14 protein-coding genes and 1 other RNA gene are annotated in these 13,017 nt (G+C 58.2%); 5 read left to right on the forward strand and 10 right to left on the reverse strand.

The window, feature by feature from the left end:
• Positions 1–338: 338 nt before the first annotated feature.
• Positions 339–692, reverse strand: an RNA gene (rnpB, locus tag AAEZ09_RS14680) — RNase P RNA component class A.
• Positions 693–768: 76 nt separating this feature from the next.
• Positions 769–1,674, reverse strand: coding sequence for a 16S rRNA (cytidine(1402)-2'-O)-methyltransferase (gene rsmI, locus AAEZ09_RS14685; RefSeq protein ID WP_205891606.1), 906 nt, complete (start codon positions 1,672–1,674; stop codon positions 769–771).
• A 176-nt stretch (positions 1,675–1,850) separates the two neighbouring features.
• Here rsmI and AAEZ09_RS14690 point away from each other — a divergent pair, with 176 nt between their 5' ends.
• The 4 genes from AAEZ09_RS14690 to AAEZ09_RS14705 all read left to right on the forward strand — a co-directional run bounded on the left by AAEZ09_RS14690 (position 1,851) and on the right by AAEZ09_RS14705 (position 5,297).
• On the forward strand, positions 1,851–3,662 hold the full coding sequence (locus AAEZ09_RS14690) for a penicillin-binding protein activator (RefSeq protein ID WP_045059280.1): 1,812 nt from the start codon (positions 1,851–1,853) through the stop codon (positions 3,660–3,662).
• Complete coding sequence (locus AAEZ09_RS14695; protein WP_045059279.1) at positions 3,662–4,024, forward strand: YraN family protein; 363 nt, start codon at positions 3,662–3,664, stop codon at positions 4,022–4,024. Before AAEZ09_RS14690 ends, AAEZ09_RS14695 begins: the two co-directional genes overlap by 1 nt.
• 104 nt (positions 4,025–4,128) lie before the next feature.
• Entirely contained in the window at positions 4,129–4,722 is a 594-nt protein-coding gene (locus tag AAEZ09_RS14700; RefSeq protein WP_045059278.1) for a phosphoheptose isomerase, read from the forward strand.
• Positions 4,719–5,297, forward strand: coding sequence for a BON domain-containing protein (locus AAEZ09_RS14705; protein ID WP_045059277.1), 579 nt, complete (start codon positions 4,719–4,721; stop codon positions 5,295–5,297). The genes AAEZ09_RS14700 and AAEZ09_RS14705 overlap by 4 nt, the downstream gene beginning before the upstream one ends.
• A 157-nt stretch (positions 5,298–5,454) precedes the next feature.
• Here the strand turns inward: AAEZ09_RS14705 and AAEZ09_RS14710 are convergent, their stop codons facing one another.
• The 7 genes from AAEZ09_RS14710 to rplM form a co-directional block, all read right to left on the reverse strand.
• Positions 5,455–5,868: a ClpXP protease specificity-enhancing factor gene (locus tag AAEZ09_RS14710; protein WP_045059276.1), complete on the reverse strand. Its 414-nt coding sequence runs from the start codon at positions 5,866–5,868 to the stop codon at positions 5,455–5,457.
• 16 nt (positions 5,869–5,884) lie between these two features.
• Positions 5,885–6,502: a glutathione S-transferase N-terminal domain-containing protein gene (locus AAEZ09_RS14715; RefSeq protein WP_007905304.1), complete on the reverse strand. Its 618-nt coding sequence runs from the start codon at positions 6,500–6,502 to the stop codon at positions 5,885–5,887.
• Positions 6,503–6,653: 151 nt separating this feature from the next.
• Positions 6,654–7,436 carry a cytochrome c1 gene (locus AAEZ09_RS14720; RefSeq protein WP_045059275.1) on the reverse strand — a complete coding sequence of 261 codons (783 nt, stop codon included), beginning with the start codon at positions 7,434–7,436 and terminating at the stop codon, positions 6,654–6,656.
• Positions 7,436–8,647 (reverse strand): cytochrome b, encoded by a 1,212-nt coding sequence (locus AAEZ09_RS14725; protein ID WP_045059274.1) that lies wholly within the window; start codon positions 8,645–8,647, stop codon positions 7,436–7,438. The genes AAEZ09_RS14720 and AAEZ09_RS14725 overlap by 1 nt, the downstream gene beginning before the upstream one ends.
• Positions 8,647–9,240 (reverse strand): ubiquinol-cytochrome c reductase iron-sulfur subunit, encoded by a 594-nt coding sequence (petA, locus tag AAEZ09_RS14730; protein WP_045059273.1) that lies wholly within the window; start codon positions 9,238–9,240, stop codon positions 8,647–8,649. The genes AAEZ09_RS14725 and petA overlap by 1 nt, the downstream gene beginning before the upstream one ends.
• 267 nt (positions 9,241–9,507) lie before the next feature.
• On the reverse strand, positions 9,508–9,900 hold the full coding sequence (rpsI, locus tag AAEZ09_RS14735; RefSeq protein ID WP_002555064.1) for a 30S ribosomal protein S9: 393 nt from the start codon (positions 9,898–9,900) through the stop codon (positions 9,508–9,510).
• 14 nt (positions 9,901–9,914) lie between these two features.
• Positions 9,915–10,343, reverse strand: a complete 429-nt coding sequence (rplM, locus tag AAEZ09_RS14740; protein WP_007905295.1) for a 50S ribosomal protein L13 — start codon at positions 10,341–10,343, stop codon at positions 9,915–9,917.
• A gap of 245 nt (positions 10,344–10,588) precedes the next feature.
• Here rplM and AAEZ09_RS14745 point away from each other — a divergent pair, with 245 nt between their 5' ends.
• Positions 10,589–11,629: an NADP(H)-dependent aldo-keto reductase gene (locus AAEZ09_RS14745; RefSeq protein ID WP_045059272.1), complete on the forward strand. Its 1,041-nt coding sequence runs from the start codon at positions 10,589–10,591 to the stop codon at positions 11,627–11,629.
• A 104-nt stretch (positions 11,630–11,733) separates the two neighbouring features.
• Here AAEZ09_RS14745 and AAEZ09_RS14750 read toward each other — a convergent pair whose 3' ends face one another.
• Entirely contained in the window at positions 11,734–12,870 is a 1,137-nt protein-coding gene (locus AAEZ09_RS14750; protein ID WP_350599864.1) for an acyl-CoA dehydrogenase family protein, read from the reverse strand.
• Positions 12,871–13,017: the final 147 nt, after the last annotated feature.

The raw sequence follows: 13,017 nt of genomic DNA on the forward strand, positions 1-13,017 counted from the left end.
ATTTTAGCGTTTTGAGCTCAAAAAACCCACTTCATGCCACTTTCCGCCACTTGCGCACACTATAGGAATGCGCCCACCACACCGTCAAGGCGCGCGGTAAAGGAAAAGTCTTACATAACTGTGATTTAAGAGCGCAAAAGGGGGGGCAACGAGAATCTGACGCATAATCTTGCTCAATAACTTGAACCAGCACTGAAGGCTGCGCCCGGAAGTTAAAGTAGTTTGTTAAGTGTAAGATTTTTTTGGTATTACGAAAGTGCTTCTGCTGAGGTTTCTGGAAGGAGGAAAAGCGCTACTGTCTGCGCCCTGTCCAATGCTGCAAACAGGGAGGGAAAAAGGTGGAGAGTCGATCTGTAAGCCGGGTTCTGTCTTGAACAGTCATTCGTCTACGATGGCCATCACTGGACATCTTTAGCAACCTACCCGGTCCCAGCGCGGGCCACGCCTTGGGACCCTATTTGGTCTTGCTCCAAGTGGGGTTTACCTAGCCACGAACTGTTGCCAGACGTGCGGTGCGCTCTTACCGCACCTTTTCACCCTTACCGGCGCCGAAGCGCTTAGGCGGTTATTTTCTGTGGCACTTTCCGTAGGCTCACGCCTCCCAGGCATTACCTGGCACTTCGCCCTATGGAGCCCGGACTTTCCTCCCCCCCCTAATTTTCATAGAGGGCAGCGACTGTCCGATCGACTCTCCGCCGCGAAGGTTAACGGGACAGCGGCCGAAGAACAAGCGCTAAAAGCCTTTGGCCACTCCTGCGCGTCGGGTTTTCACTCGCCCTTCTGTTTTTCCAGCGCGACCTGATACAACACATTCTTGCGCTCACCGGTGATTTGCGCGGCCAGGGCGGCGGCACGCTTGAGCGGCATCTCTTCGAGCAGAAGATTGAGGATGCGCATGGCCTCGCTGCTGACCGCATCTTCTGTTTCAGGCATGGACCAACCCGCCACCAGCACCACACACTCGCCCCGCTGCTGATTGCTGTCCGACTCGACGAACTCGCGCAACTCGGCCAGGGGCAGCCCCTTGAGGGTTTCGAAAGTCTTGGTGATCTCCCGGGCCAGCAAGGCCGGACGCTCACCACCAAACACCAGTTCCATATCCTGCAGACACTCCAGGATACGGTGCGGCGCCTCATAGAAGATCAAGGTACGCGGTTCTTCCTTGACCAGCTCCAGGCGGGCCCGGCGGCCTACTGCCTTGGCGGGCAGAAACCCTTCGAAGATGAAGCGGTCCGACGGCAGGCCCGCAGCCGACAATGCCGCAATCAATGCACAGGCACCCGGGACGGGCACTACATTAATGCCGGCCGCGCGCGCCTGGCGCACCAGGTGGTAGCCCGGATCGGAAATCAACGGCGTGCCGGCATCGGATATCAATGCCACATCGTCCCCTGCCAGCAACCGGGTAATAAAGCGGCTACCTTCATCCCGTTCGTTGTGCTCATGACAGGCCGCCAGCGGCGTTGGAATGCCAAAGTGCTGCATCAGGCGCTGGGAGTGCCGGGTATCTTCGGCGGCAATCAAGGCGACATCACGGAGGATCTTTAGGGCGCGCGCACTGATGTCGTCCAGGTTGCCGATGGGCGTCGCCACCACATAAAGCGAGCCAGCCGCGGAATTCAAAGCACCTGGAGCAGTCAAAGCGCACACCTCATGATCGTTAAAAGTCGCCATTGTAGCGCGTAGCGCCGCTGGCGACAGGCGTCTGCCACTGCAGGTTTACCTGCCTCAGTTGCCGTGCTGCAACATTTGCATGAGCTAAATTGATCGATTCACGCCAGTAACATCGCGCCCCGGCCAGTGCTTGGGTACAATTCCACGCTAATTTGATCGAGTATCAGGAACACTACATGATCGCTTGCCTGCGGCTGTTCACTGCCCTCTGCCTCGCTGCCTTGCTGGCGGCCTGCGCCAGCTCGCCCTCCTCCAGCCTTGGCGACCTTCCACGGACTCCGGATGCCAGTATCGAGCAACTGCTCGAGCAGGCTTCCCAGAGCAAAGACCCGGAAAAAGCTGCGCTGTTACGCTTGAGCGCCGCCGACCTGGCCTATCGCCAGGGTAACGCTGGCCAATCGGCGCAAATCCTCCAGCAAGTACCGGTGGAACAACTCAAGCCTGGACAGCAGGTGTTCGCCAGCACGCTGGCCGCAGAACTGGCGATGGTGCGCAATCAGCCCAAGGCAGCGCTGACTGCATTGAGCCATCCGAGCCTGCAGCGCCTGAGCGAACTGCCGGTCGAGCAACAGGTGCGTACCGGTACCGTGCATGCCCGCGCGCTTGAAGCCGACGGACAAGCGTTGGCGGCTGCACGGGAGCGCATTTTCATTGCGCCCATGCTCGAAGGCGAAGCCGCCGGCAAGAACCATGAAGCGATCTGGACCCTGATCGCTTCGCTGCCAACCGACCAACTGCAGCCCACCTCCACCGATGACCTCGGTGGCTGGATGAGCCTGGCGCTGGCCGTGAAGACGGCGGGCACCCTGGAGCAACAGCAGGCCGCGATCGACAACTGGCGCGCCCAGAACCCCAAGCATCCGGCAGCCATCCAGTTGCCAATCCCCCTGACCAAGCTCAAGGAACTGGCCAGCCAGCCCCTGGGCAAGATCGGCCTGCTGTTGCCACAGGACGGCCCGCTGGCCGCTGTCGGCAAGGCGCTGCGCGAAGGCTTCATGGCCGCGCACTACCAGGCACAGCAAGCCGGTCAGAATCCGCCGGCCATCGAGTTCTATGACAGCTCGCGCCTGACCTCCATGGACGAGTTCTATCGCAAGGCCCAGGCCGACGGCGTGCAACTGGTCGTGGGGCCACTGGAAAAGCCACTGGTCAAACAACTCAGCACTCGCCCGCAACTGCCGATCACTACCCTGGCCCTGAACTACAGTGAAGGCACCCAGGGTCCGGCCCAACTGTTCCAGTTTGGGCTTGCCGCCGAAGACGAAGCCCGGGAAGTCTCCCGCCGCGCTCGCGCCGACGGCCTGACCCGCGCCGCCATCATGGTACCCAAAGGTGAATGGGGCGACCGTGTACTGCGAGCGTTCAGCCAGGATTGGCAAGCCAACGGCGGCAGCATCGTCGCCACCGAACGCGTTGACCAGCCGGTGCAACTGGCCCAGCAGATTGCCGACATGTTCCAGCTGCGTCAGAGCGAAGGTCGTGCCAAGAGCCTGCAAACCACGATAGGTTCGCAGGTCGCCGCCCAGCCTTCGCGTCGCCAGGACATCGAGTTCATCTTCCTGGCGGCAACTCCGCAGCAAGCCCAGCAGATCAAGCCGACCCTGAACTTCCAGTACGCGGGTGACGTGCCGGTCTACGCCACGTCCCACGTGTACAGTGCCAGCGGTGATGTGAACCAGTACAACGATATGAATGGCGTGCGGTTCTGCGAAACCCCATGGTTGCTGGACGTCAACGATCCGCTGCGCAAACAGGTTACCGCCCAATGGCCACAAGCCGCCGGCAGCCTGGGACGCCTGTATGCGATGGGCGCCGATGCCTACCGCCTGGCACCTCGCCTGGGGCAGCTCAAGGCTTTGCCGGACAGCCGCATCGAGGGTGAGTCGGGCAGCCTGGGCATGACCCAGAACCAGCGCGTCGAACGTCAGTTGCCGTGGGCGCAGTTCGTCAATGGCCAGGTCCAGCGCCTGCCGGACACCTCGCGCTGATGCCCGAGAGGACACGCCGACAAAGCGGTCAGGATGCCGAGCGCCATGCGCTCGAGCATCTGCAACAACAGGGTCTGCGCCTGCTGGCGCAGAACTGGTTATGCAAACGCGGCGAGCTTGATCTGGTCATGCTCGATGGCGATACAGTAGTATTCGTTGAAGTCCGCTACAGAAAAAACACTCAATGGGGTGGCGCGCTCGATAGCATCGATGAGCGCAAACGGCAGAAGCTGATTTTTGCCGCGCAGTATTTTCTTCAGCGCGAGTCGCGCTGGGCCAATTCCCCTTGCCGTTTCGACGTGATTGCCATCGACAGCAATCTCGATCAGTTGAACTGGTTGCAAAATGCCTTCGACAGCTGATCGACTGCGCGCAGAACCGGACACTTCCACCCAACACTTTTGCTCTTTGCTTTGCGGGCTGCACATTCCTGTGCCAGGTAGCCGCGCTAATTAAGGTCACACAGATGGACATGCAATCCCGAATTCGCCAGCTTTTTCAGGCCAGTATCGACACCAAGCAAATGGCGATGGACGTACTTGCACCGCACATCGAGCAAGCCAGCCAGGTGATGGTCAACGCCCTGCTCAACGAGGGCAAGATGCTGTCCTGCGGCAACGGCGGTTCTGCTGGTGACGCCCAGCATTTTTCCTCGGAGCTGCTCAACCGCTTCGAACGCGAGCGCCCCAGCCTCCCAGCCATTGCGCTGACCACCGACAGCTCGACGATCACCTCGATCGCCAACGACTACAGCTATAACGAAATCTTCTCCAAGCAGATCCGCGCCCTGGGCCAACCAGGCGACGTATTGCTGGCAATTTCGACCAGCGGCAACTCGGCCAATATTATTCAAGCGATCCAGGCCGCACATGATCGCGAAATGATTGTCGTAGCAATGACGGGCCGCGACGGTGGTGGCATGGCATCACTGCTTTTGCCCGAGGACGTCGAGATCCGCGTCCCGGCCAACGTCACTGCACGTATTCAGGAAGTCCACCTGCTGGCGATCCATTGCCTCTGCGACTTGATCGACAGCCAACTGTTCGGGAGTGAAGAATGACCCCTAATCGCCTAGGCCTGATGGCCCTGACACTATGCCTCGGTATCAGCGGCTGCACTTCGGTGGTTAACGCCAGCCGTGAGGCGCCGATTGATGATGACCGCGGGACCCGCACCTTCGGCAGCAAGATCGATGACACCCTGATCGAAACCAAGGTCGGCGTGAACATCGCCAAGGCCGACCCCGCCCTGGACAACGATTCGCACATCGTAGTCACCAGCTTCAACGGCGTGGTATTGCTGGCCGGGCAAACGCCTACCGCAGACCTGAAGGCCAAGGCCGAACAGGCCGCCTCTTCGGTCCAGCGCGTGAAGACGGTGCATAACGAACTGCAGGTACTGCCACCTTCAGGCTTCCTCGCTCGCCAGAACGACACCTGGCTGACCTCCAAGATCAAGACCCAGATGCTGACCGATGCGAGCATTCCGGGCTCGCGCATCAAGGTTGTCACCGAGAATGGCATCGTCTACCTGCTGGGCCTGCTGACCAAGCAGGAAGCGGCCCAGGCGACCAATCTGGTGCAAGGCGTGTCTGGCGTGCAGAAGATTGTCAAGTTGTTCGAGTACATCGATTGATGCGCCACGATCTGTAAGAGCTGTCGAGTGAAACGAGGCTGCGATCTTTTGATCTTTGGAAAAATCAAAATCAAAAGATCGCAGCCTTCGGCAGCTCCTAAGGGTTTGAAGGTGGTGAAGCAATAAAAAAGGCGATCCATCCGGATCGCCTTTTTTATTACTTCACCACCTTCAAACTCGGCCTTCCGCTTGGTCGCGGCGGCTCGCTGTCGGGCGGCGGAACATCGTCATCCGGCTCGATCTCTTCCTCGTCTTCCATAGGCGATTCCAGATCAAACACCATGCCCTGACCGTTCTCCCGAGCGTAAATGCCCAGGATCGATGCGATAGGCACGTACAGGGTGTGCGGCACGCCACCGAAGCGCCCTTCGAAGCTGACCGCTTCGTTGTCCATGTGCAAATGCCGCACGGCTGCCGGCGATACGTTCAGGACAATCTGCCCTTCACTGGCAAAACCCTGAGGCACCTGCACCGACGGGTACTCGGAATTGACCAGCATGTGCGGGGTGCAATCGTTATCTACAATCCACTCATAGAGCGCGCGGACCAGATAAGGTCGACTGGAGTTCATAGCGGCTCCTTAAGCCTTAGCGCATATCGCGTTCGACACCAGACAGACTTGCCTGGAAAGCCTCACGCGCAAACGAGCGCTCCATATAATCAAGCAGCGGCTTCGCAGGCCGCGGCAATTCAATACCCAGAATCGGCAAGCGCCAGAGTATTGGTAATAGGCAGCAATCCACCAGACTTTGTTCCTCACTGAGGAAAAACGGCTTGTCCGCGAACAACGGCGACACGCCTGTCAGGCTCTCGCGCAGCTCCTTGCGGGCCACGACGCGGGCTGCTTCCTTGGTCCGCGAATCCAGAATCAGATCCACCAGGCCACACCAGTCACGCTGGATACGATGGATCAGCAGACGGCTGTTTGCACGCGCCACGGGATAAACCGGCAGTAGCGGCGGGTGCGGGTAACGCTCATCCAGATATTCCATCACTACGGTCGATTCCCACAACGCCAGGTCACGATCAACCAGGGTGGGCAAACTCCCGTAAGGGTTCACTTCGATCAGTTTAGGCGGCTGGCGACCAGCTTCCACATAAATGATCTCGGCGCTGACACCCTTCTCTGCGAGTACGATGCGTACCCGGTGGGAATAGTGGTCGGCGGGGTCGGAGTAACAGGCCAACCGATTGGTCACGCCCATGGCGGTCCTCCTCGCTTGTTGAAATTTCGAAAGCGGAAAAAACGAGCGCGCCCAGAGGGCGCCTCTCCGTAACCTCTGGATAACCAGATACGTTACATCTTCAGAGACGCCCTTGGGCGCGCGCGATTAACAGCAATTGCTTGAAACGTTATCAGTGCACGTCTTTCCAGTATTCGCGCTTGAGCAGGTAAGCGAATACGAAGAAGAACGCCAGGTACAGCAATACGTACGTACCGATGCGCTGATGTTGCAGCTTAACCGGGTTAGCCGAGTAAGCGAGGAAGGTTACCAGATTCTTGACCTTCTCATCGAACTGCTCTTCAGTCAGCGCCCCACTTTTCGGCACGATGGTCAGTTGATCACAGGCTTCATGCGTCAGCGGCGTACCCGTCAGAGGGTCATATTGCTTCTTGCCGTCCTCTACGATCTGCACCTGCTTGCAGCCGACAACCTGGCGACCTTGCAGGCCGACCAGCACGTTAGGCATGCCGACGTTCGGGAAGACCTTGTTGTTGACGCCCCAAGGGCGCGCAGGATCTTCGTAGAACGACTTCAGGTAACCATACAGCCAGTCGGTGCCACGCACGCGGGCGACCAGGGTCAGGTCGGGCGGTGCCGCACCGAACCAGGTCTTGGCATCTGCCGGTTGCATGCCGATGCTCATGTGGTCGCCGATCTTGGCACCCGTGAACACCAGGTTCGAGAGCATCAGGTCGTGCGGGATACCCAGGTCGTCGGCAACTCGCTCGTAACGCTGAAACTTGGCGCTGTGGCAACCCATGCAGTAGTTGGCGAACGTACGCGCGCCGTCTTGCAAGGCAGCCTTGTCGGAAACGTCGATGTCGACCTTTTCCAGCTCTGGACCGCCGTGCTCAGCGGCAAAGGACAGCACAGGCAATGCAGCAAGAATCAGTACAGCAAATAGCTTTTTCATCAGCCAGTCACCCTATCCGGAACCGGTTTGGTCTTCTCGAGCCTGGTGTAGAAAGGCATCAGAATGAAGTAGGCGAAGTACAGGAAGGTACACACCTGCGACAGCAAGGTACGGCCCGGAGTCGGAGCCAGGACACCGAGGATGCCCAGGATCACGAACGACACGCAGAACAACACCAGCCAGATCTTGCTCAGCCAGCCCTTGTAGCGCATTGACTTGACCGGACTGCGATCCAGCCACGGCAGCACGAACAGCACCGCGATGGCCGCACCCATGGCAATTACGCCCAGGAGCTTGTCTGGAACCGCGCGCAAGATCGCGTAGAACGGAGTGAAGTACCAGACCGGAGCAATGTGCTCTGGGGTCTTGAAGGCGTTGGCCACTTCAAAGTTCGGCTTCTCCAGGAAGTAGCCGCCCATTTCCGGGAAGAAGAATACGATCGAGCAGAAGATGAACAGGAACACCACCACGCCGACGATATCTTTCACGGTGTAGTACGGGTGGAAGGCAATGCCGTCCAGCGGTACGCCGTTTTCGTCTTTGTGTTTCTTGATGTCCACGCCGTCCGGGTTGTTCGACCCGACTTCGTGCAGCGCCAGGACGTGCAGCACCACCAGACCGAGAATCACGATCGGCAAGGCCACGACGTGTAGCGCAAAGAAGCGGTTCAGGGTGATGCCGGAAATCAGGTAGTCACCACGGATCCACTGGGTCAGGTCGTCACCGATGACCGGGATCGCACCGAACAGCGAGATGATCACCTGGGCACCCCAGTAGGACATCTGGCCCCAAGGCAGCAGGTAGCCCATGAAGGCCTCAGCCATCAGCGCCAGGTAAATCAGCATGCCGAAGACCCACACCAGCTCCCGCGGCTTCTGATACGAACCGTAGAGCAAGCCACGGAACATGTGCAGGTAGACCACGATGAAGAACATCGAGGCACCCACCGCGTGCAACAGACGCAGGATGGAGCCGTACTCGACGTCACGCATGATGTATTCGACGGAGGCAAAGGCTTCTTCCGCCGACGGGGTGTAGCTCATGGTCAGCCAGACACCGGTGACGATCTGGTTGACCAGAACGAGCAGTGCGAGGGAGCCAAAGAAATAGAAGAAGTTGAAGTTCTTCGGAGCGTAATACTTGCTGAGATGGTCTTCCCACATTTTAGTGGCAGGAAAGCGCGCATCCACCCAATCCATGAACTTGCTCATCACGCGTTCTCCGTATCGACGCCGACGACAATGATCTCGTCGGTCTCATAGGAATGCGGGGGAACTGGCAGGTTCAAAGGCGCAGGTTGCGACTTGTAGACGCGGCCAGCCAGGTCGTAGTGGGAACCGTGGCAAGGGCAGAAATAACCACCTACCCAATCCTTGCCCAGATCTGCGGGAGCCACTTCCGGACGGAAAGTCGGCGAGCAACCCAGGTGCGTGCAGATTCCGATCAGCAGCAGTACCTCTGGCTTGATCGAACGCGTTTCCGGGTCGACATAGGTCGGTTGTGTCGAGTTCTTGGAGGTCGGGTCAGACAACTGGCCCTCGATCTTCTTCAGATTCCCCAGGATTTCCTCGGTACGGCGGACGATGAACACCGGCTGACCGCGCCACTCAGCAATCATCTGCTGACCTGGTTCGATTTTGCTGACATTCACTTTCACCGGTGCACCTGCGGCTTTCGCCTTGGCACTGGGAAACCATGACCCCACGAACGGGACCGCAGCCCCCACCGCTCCTGCAGCACCCACCACGGATGTGGCTGCTACCAAGAAGCGACGCCGGCCTGCATTCACGCCGTCATTGCTCATTCAGTCCTCTCCCATCAGCTTTGTGGCCTGTTAAATCAGGCATCTACTAAGTAAATCTATGTACTTATAAAAATTTTGCCGAATGGTAATGAAAAGCCCCAATTCTGACAAGGTAATTACCCAAGAGCTCCACTGCCAAGCCTTGCAGTATAGGGCCTCTGCGGCTGTGGCAAGTTGTCACAGAGCAATTCTTTGATAAATCGCACCCATAAAAAAACGCCCAGCTCCGTGAGGAACTGGGCGTTCTTTTTTGAACGTGGAAGCGAATTAACGCTTCGAGTACTGCGGACGCTTACGCGCTTTACGCAGACCCACTTTCTTACGTTCAACTTCACGAGCATCGCGAGTCACGAAGCCAGCTTTGCGCAGAGCGCCACGCAGGGTTTCGTCGTACTGCATCAGAGCGCGAGTGATACCGTGGCGGATTGCGCCAGCTTGACCACTTACACCACCGCCGATCACGGTGACGTAGATGTCGAACTTCTCGACAGTCTCAGTCAATTCCAGCGGCTGACGAACTACCATGCGGGCAGTTTCGCGGCCGAAGAAATTATCCAGCGAACGGTTGTTGATGGAGATGTTACCAGTACCCGGACGCAGGAAAACGCGTGCGGTTGCGGTCTTGCGACGGCCAGTGCCGTAATTTTGAGTCGCCGACATAATGAACTATTCCGTTAAAACTTCAGTTCTTGGGGCTGCTGAGCAGTATGAGGGTGTACAGCGCCCGCATAGACTTTCAGCTTACGATACATGTCGCGACCCAGCGGGTTCTTAGGCAGCATGCCTTTGACCGCGGTCTCGATCACGCGCTCAGGGGCTTTAGCAATCAGCTTTTCGAAGTTGATCGACTTGATGCCGCCCGGGAAACCGGAGTGGGAGTAGTAGATTTTGTCGGTGGTTTTAGCACCGGTTACACGAATCTGCTCGGCGTTGATAACGACGATGTAGTCGCCGGTGTCAACGTGAGGAGTGTACTCAGCTTTATGCTTGCCACGCAGACGGCTCGCGATTTCGGTGGCCAGACGACCCAGGGTCTGACCTGCAGCGTCGACGACAAACCAGTCGCGCTGTACTGTTTCCGGTTTAGCAGTAAAAGTTTTCATTCTTTATAGCCTCAGGGGCCGCCCTGTAAATTAGACGGCGGATCTTACTGAATAGTGCGTACTTTGACAAGTCAAAGGCAGCCGGATACAGACGCTTTCGGGGGCTCGGGTCGGCGCGTCCGTTCAACGGCAAGATTCTTCGGCGGCGGCGCATCACTTCCACTGCAGAAAGAGGTGCGCAATTATGCAGATTGCGAAAAATATTTCAACCTGCTTTTATGATTGTTTTGCCCAAGGAGCACCCGATGGACTATCGACAGCTAGGCCGGACCCATCTGAACGTAAGCGCAATCTGCCTCGGAACCATGACCTGGGGCGAGCAAAACAGCGAGGCTGAAGCCTTCGCACAGATCGAACGGGCCAAAGGCGCCGGGATCAATTTTATCGACACCGCGGAGATGTACCCGGTGCCACCCAAAGCCGAAACTTACGCCACCACCGAGCGCTACATAGGGAATTACTTCAAAAGCCGCGGCGATCGCGCCGACTGGATCCTGGCCAGCAAGATCGCCGGCCCCGGCAATACGATCGACTACATCCGCGACAAGAACCTGCGGCACAACCGCCAGCACATCACCGAAGCCGTAGATGCGAGCCTCAAGCGCCTGCAGACCGACTACATCGATCTTTACCAACTGCACTGGCCGGAGCGCAGCACCAACTTCTTCGGCCAGCTGGGCTACAAGCACCAGACCGAAGCCAACCTCACTCCCTTGGAAGACACCCTCGAAGCGCTGGACGAGCAGGTCCGGGCCGGCAAGATCCGCCACATTGGCCTGTCCAATGAAACCCCGTGGGGCACCATGCGCTTCCTGGCGCTGGCCGAAGCCCGAGGCTGGCCGCGCGCCGTGTCGATCCAGAACCCCTACAACCTGCTCAACCGCAGTTTCGAGATCGGCCTGGCGGAAATCGCCATCCGCGAACAATGCGGCCTGCTCGCCTATTCGCCGCTGGCGTTCGGTTTCCTGTCCGGCAAGTACGAAGGTGGCGCCCGCCCGCCAAAAGGCCGCCTGAGCCTCTACAGCCGCTTCAGCCGCTATTTCAACCCGCAGTCCGAGGCGGCCTGCAGCCGATACGTGGCATTGGCCCGTGAGCACGGCCTGGACCCTGCGCAAATGGCACTGGCGTTCGTCAACCAACAGCCGTTCGTGACCAGCAACATCATTGGTGCCACAACCCTGGAGCAGCTGGAGAGCAACATCGCCAGCTTCGAGCTGAAGCTGTCGGATGAAGTGCTTGAGGGGATTGAGGCGATACACAAGGATCACCCGAATCCTGCACCTTGATTAATCCTTGAAACCAATCGCGGGCAAGCCACGCTCCCCCAGGTTCGGTTATTCCTGTGGGAGCGTGGCTTGCCCGCGATGGCGGCCTGACAGTCACCGCAACATCAAAGCGACCGGGCAATGATCTCCTTCATGATCTCGTTGGTCCCGGCATAAATGCGCTGCACTCGCGCATCCGCCCACGCCCGGGCCACCGGGTATTCCCACATGAACCCGTAGCCGCCATGCAACTGCACGCACTCATCAAGCACCTTGCACTGCAGGTCGGTACCCCAATATTTGGCCATCGCCGCCGTCGGCACATCCAGCTTGCCCTGCAAGTGCAATTCCAGGCAGCGATCAACGAAGACCCGGCCAATCTGAATTTCAGTGGCCATTTCCGCCAGCTTGAACCGAGTGTTCTGGAAGTCCGCAATGGCCTTGCCGAATGCCTTGCGCTCACGGGTGTAGTCGAGCGTCCACTGCAGCGCCGCTTCAGCCGAGGCCAGGCCGCCGATAGCCACCGTGAGCCGCTCCTGGGGTAATTCCTGCATCAGATAGGCAAAACCCATCCCTGCTTGCCCCAGCAGGTTTTCCTTGGGCACGCGCACGTCCTGAAAGAACAGCTCCGAAGTGTCCTGGGCCTTCATGCCGACTTTCTCCAGACGCTTGCCCTTGTCGAAGCCAGGCGTATCGGCCTCCACCAGAAACAGACTGGTACCCTTCGCGCCGGCTTTCGGATCGGTCTTGGCCACGACAATCACCAGGTCAGCCAGAAAGCCGTTGGTGATGAAAGTCTTGGAGCCGTTGATCACATACTCGTCGCCCTCCAGCACCGCAGTGGTCTTGACCCCCTGCAAGTCGGAGCCAGCCCCTGGCTCGGTCATGGCAATCGCCGTGACCATTTCCCCAGAGACCAGTTTCGGCAGGTATTTGTGCTTCAACGCCTCGCTGCCGTAGTGCAGGATATATGGCGCAACAATGTCCGAATGGAGAGAAAAACCGATACCGGTCAGCCCGAGTCGACCCACTTCTTCGATCACCACCGCGCTGTATAGGAAGTCCGCCCCCAGCCCGCCATATTCTTCCGGCAGATGCGAGCACAGCATCCCCGCCTCCCCCGCCTTGTTCCAGAGTTTACGGTCGATGTAGCCTTGTTTCTCCCATTGCGCATGAAACGGTACCGCCTCCTTATCGAAGAACGATCGAACGCTGTCGCGAAAGAGTTCGTGCTCGGAACTGAACAAGGTTCTGGGGATCATGCGGCACCTGTCGTTATTGTTGGAAGGATGGGGCCTTCAGAGACTATGCCTCGGCTTCGATACAGGACACTGGACACATCAGACAAAAAATAAGACGATCCAGCCGTCTGGTGACCACTTTCCCTTATAAAAATAAAGTTGAATTAT

The organism is Pseudomonas sp. 65/3-MNA-CIBAN-0223, assembly GCF_040310425.1.
GTDB classification, from domain to species: Bacteria; Pseudomonadota; Gammaproteobacteria; order Pseudomonadales; family Pseudomonadaceae; genus Aquipseudomonas; species Aquipseudomonas gregormendelii.

Excerpts from the sequence above, each read along its gene's own strand:
- rpsI (WP_002555064.1), bottom strand. The coding sequence starts at position 9,900 with ATGTCGGCGACTCAAAATTACGGCACTGGCCGTCGCAAGACCGCAACC.
- AAEZ09_RS14705 (WP_045059277.1), top strand. The coding sequence starts at position 4,719 with ATGACCCCTAATCGCCTAGGCCTGATGGCCCTGACACTATGCCTCGGT.
- rsmI (WP_205891606.1), bottom strand. The coding sequence starts at position 1,674 with ATGGCGACTTTTAACGATCATGAGGTGTGCGCTTTGACTGCTCCAGGT.
- AAEZ09_RS14695 (WP_045059279.1), top strand. The coding sequence starts at position 3,662 with ATGCCCGAGAGGACACGCCGACAAAGCGGTCAGGATGCCGAGCGCCAT.
- AAEZ09_RS14720 (WP_045059275.1), bottom strand. The coding sequence starts at position 7,436 with ATGAAAAAGCTATTTGCTGTACTGATTCTTGCTGCATTGCCTGTGCTG.
- AAEZ09_RS14725 (WP_045059274.1), bottom strand. The coding sequence starts at position 8,647 with ATGAGCAAGTTCATGGATTGGGTGGATGCGCGCTTTCCTGCCACTAAA.
- AAEZ09_RS14690 (WP_045059280.1), top strand. The coding sequence starts at position 1,851 with ATGATCGCTTGCCTGCGGCTGTTCACTGCCCTCTGCCTCGCTGCCTTG.
- AAEZ09_RS14700 (WP_045059278.1), top strand. The coding sequence starts at position 4,129 with ATGGACATGCAATCCCGAATTCGCCAGCTTTTTCAGGCCAGTATCGAC.
- AAEZ09_RS14750 (WP_350599864.1), bottom strand. The coding sequence starts at position 12,870 with ATGATCCCCAGAACCTTGTTCAGTTCCGAGCACGAACTCTTTCGCGAC.
- rplM (WP_007905295.1), bottom strand. The coding sequence starts at position 10,343 with ATGAAAACTTTTACTGCTAAACCGGAAACAGTACAGCGCGACTGGTTT.
- petA (WP_045059273.1), bottom strand. The coding sequence starts at position 9,240 with ATGAGCAATGACGGCGTGAATGCAGGCCGGCGTCGCTTCTTGGTAGCA.
- AAEZ09_RS14745 (WP_045059272.1), top strand. The coding sequence starts at position 10,589 with ATGGACTATCGACAGCTAGGCCGGACCCATCTGAACGTAAGCGCAATC.
- AAEZ09_RS14710 (WP_045059276.1), bottom strand. The coding sequence starts at position 5,868 with ATGAACTCCAGTCGACCTTATCTGGTCCGCGCGCTCTATGAGTGGATT.
- AAEZ09_RS14715 (WP_007905304.1), bottom strand. The coding sequence starts at position 6,502 with ATGGGCGTGACCAATCGGTTGGCCTGTTACTCCGACCCCGCCGACCAC.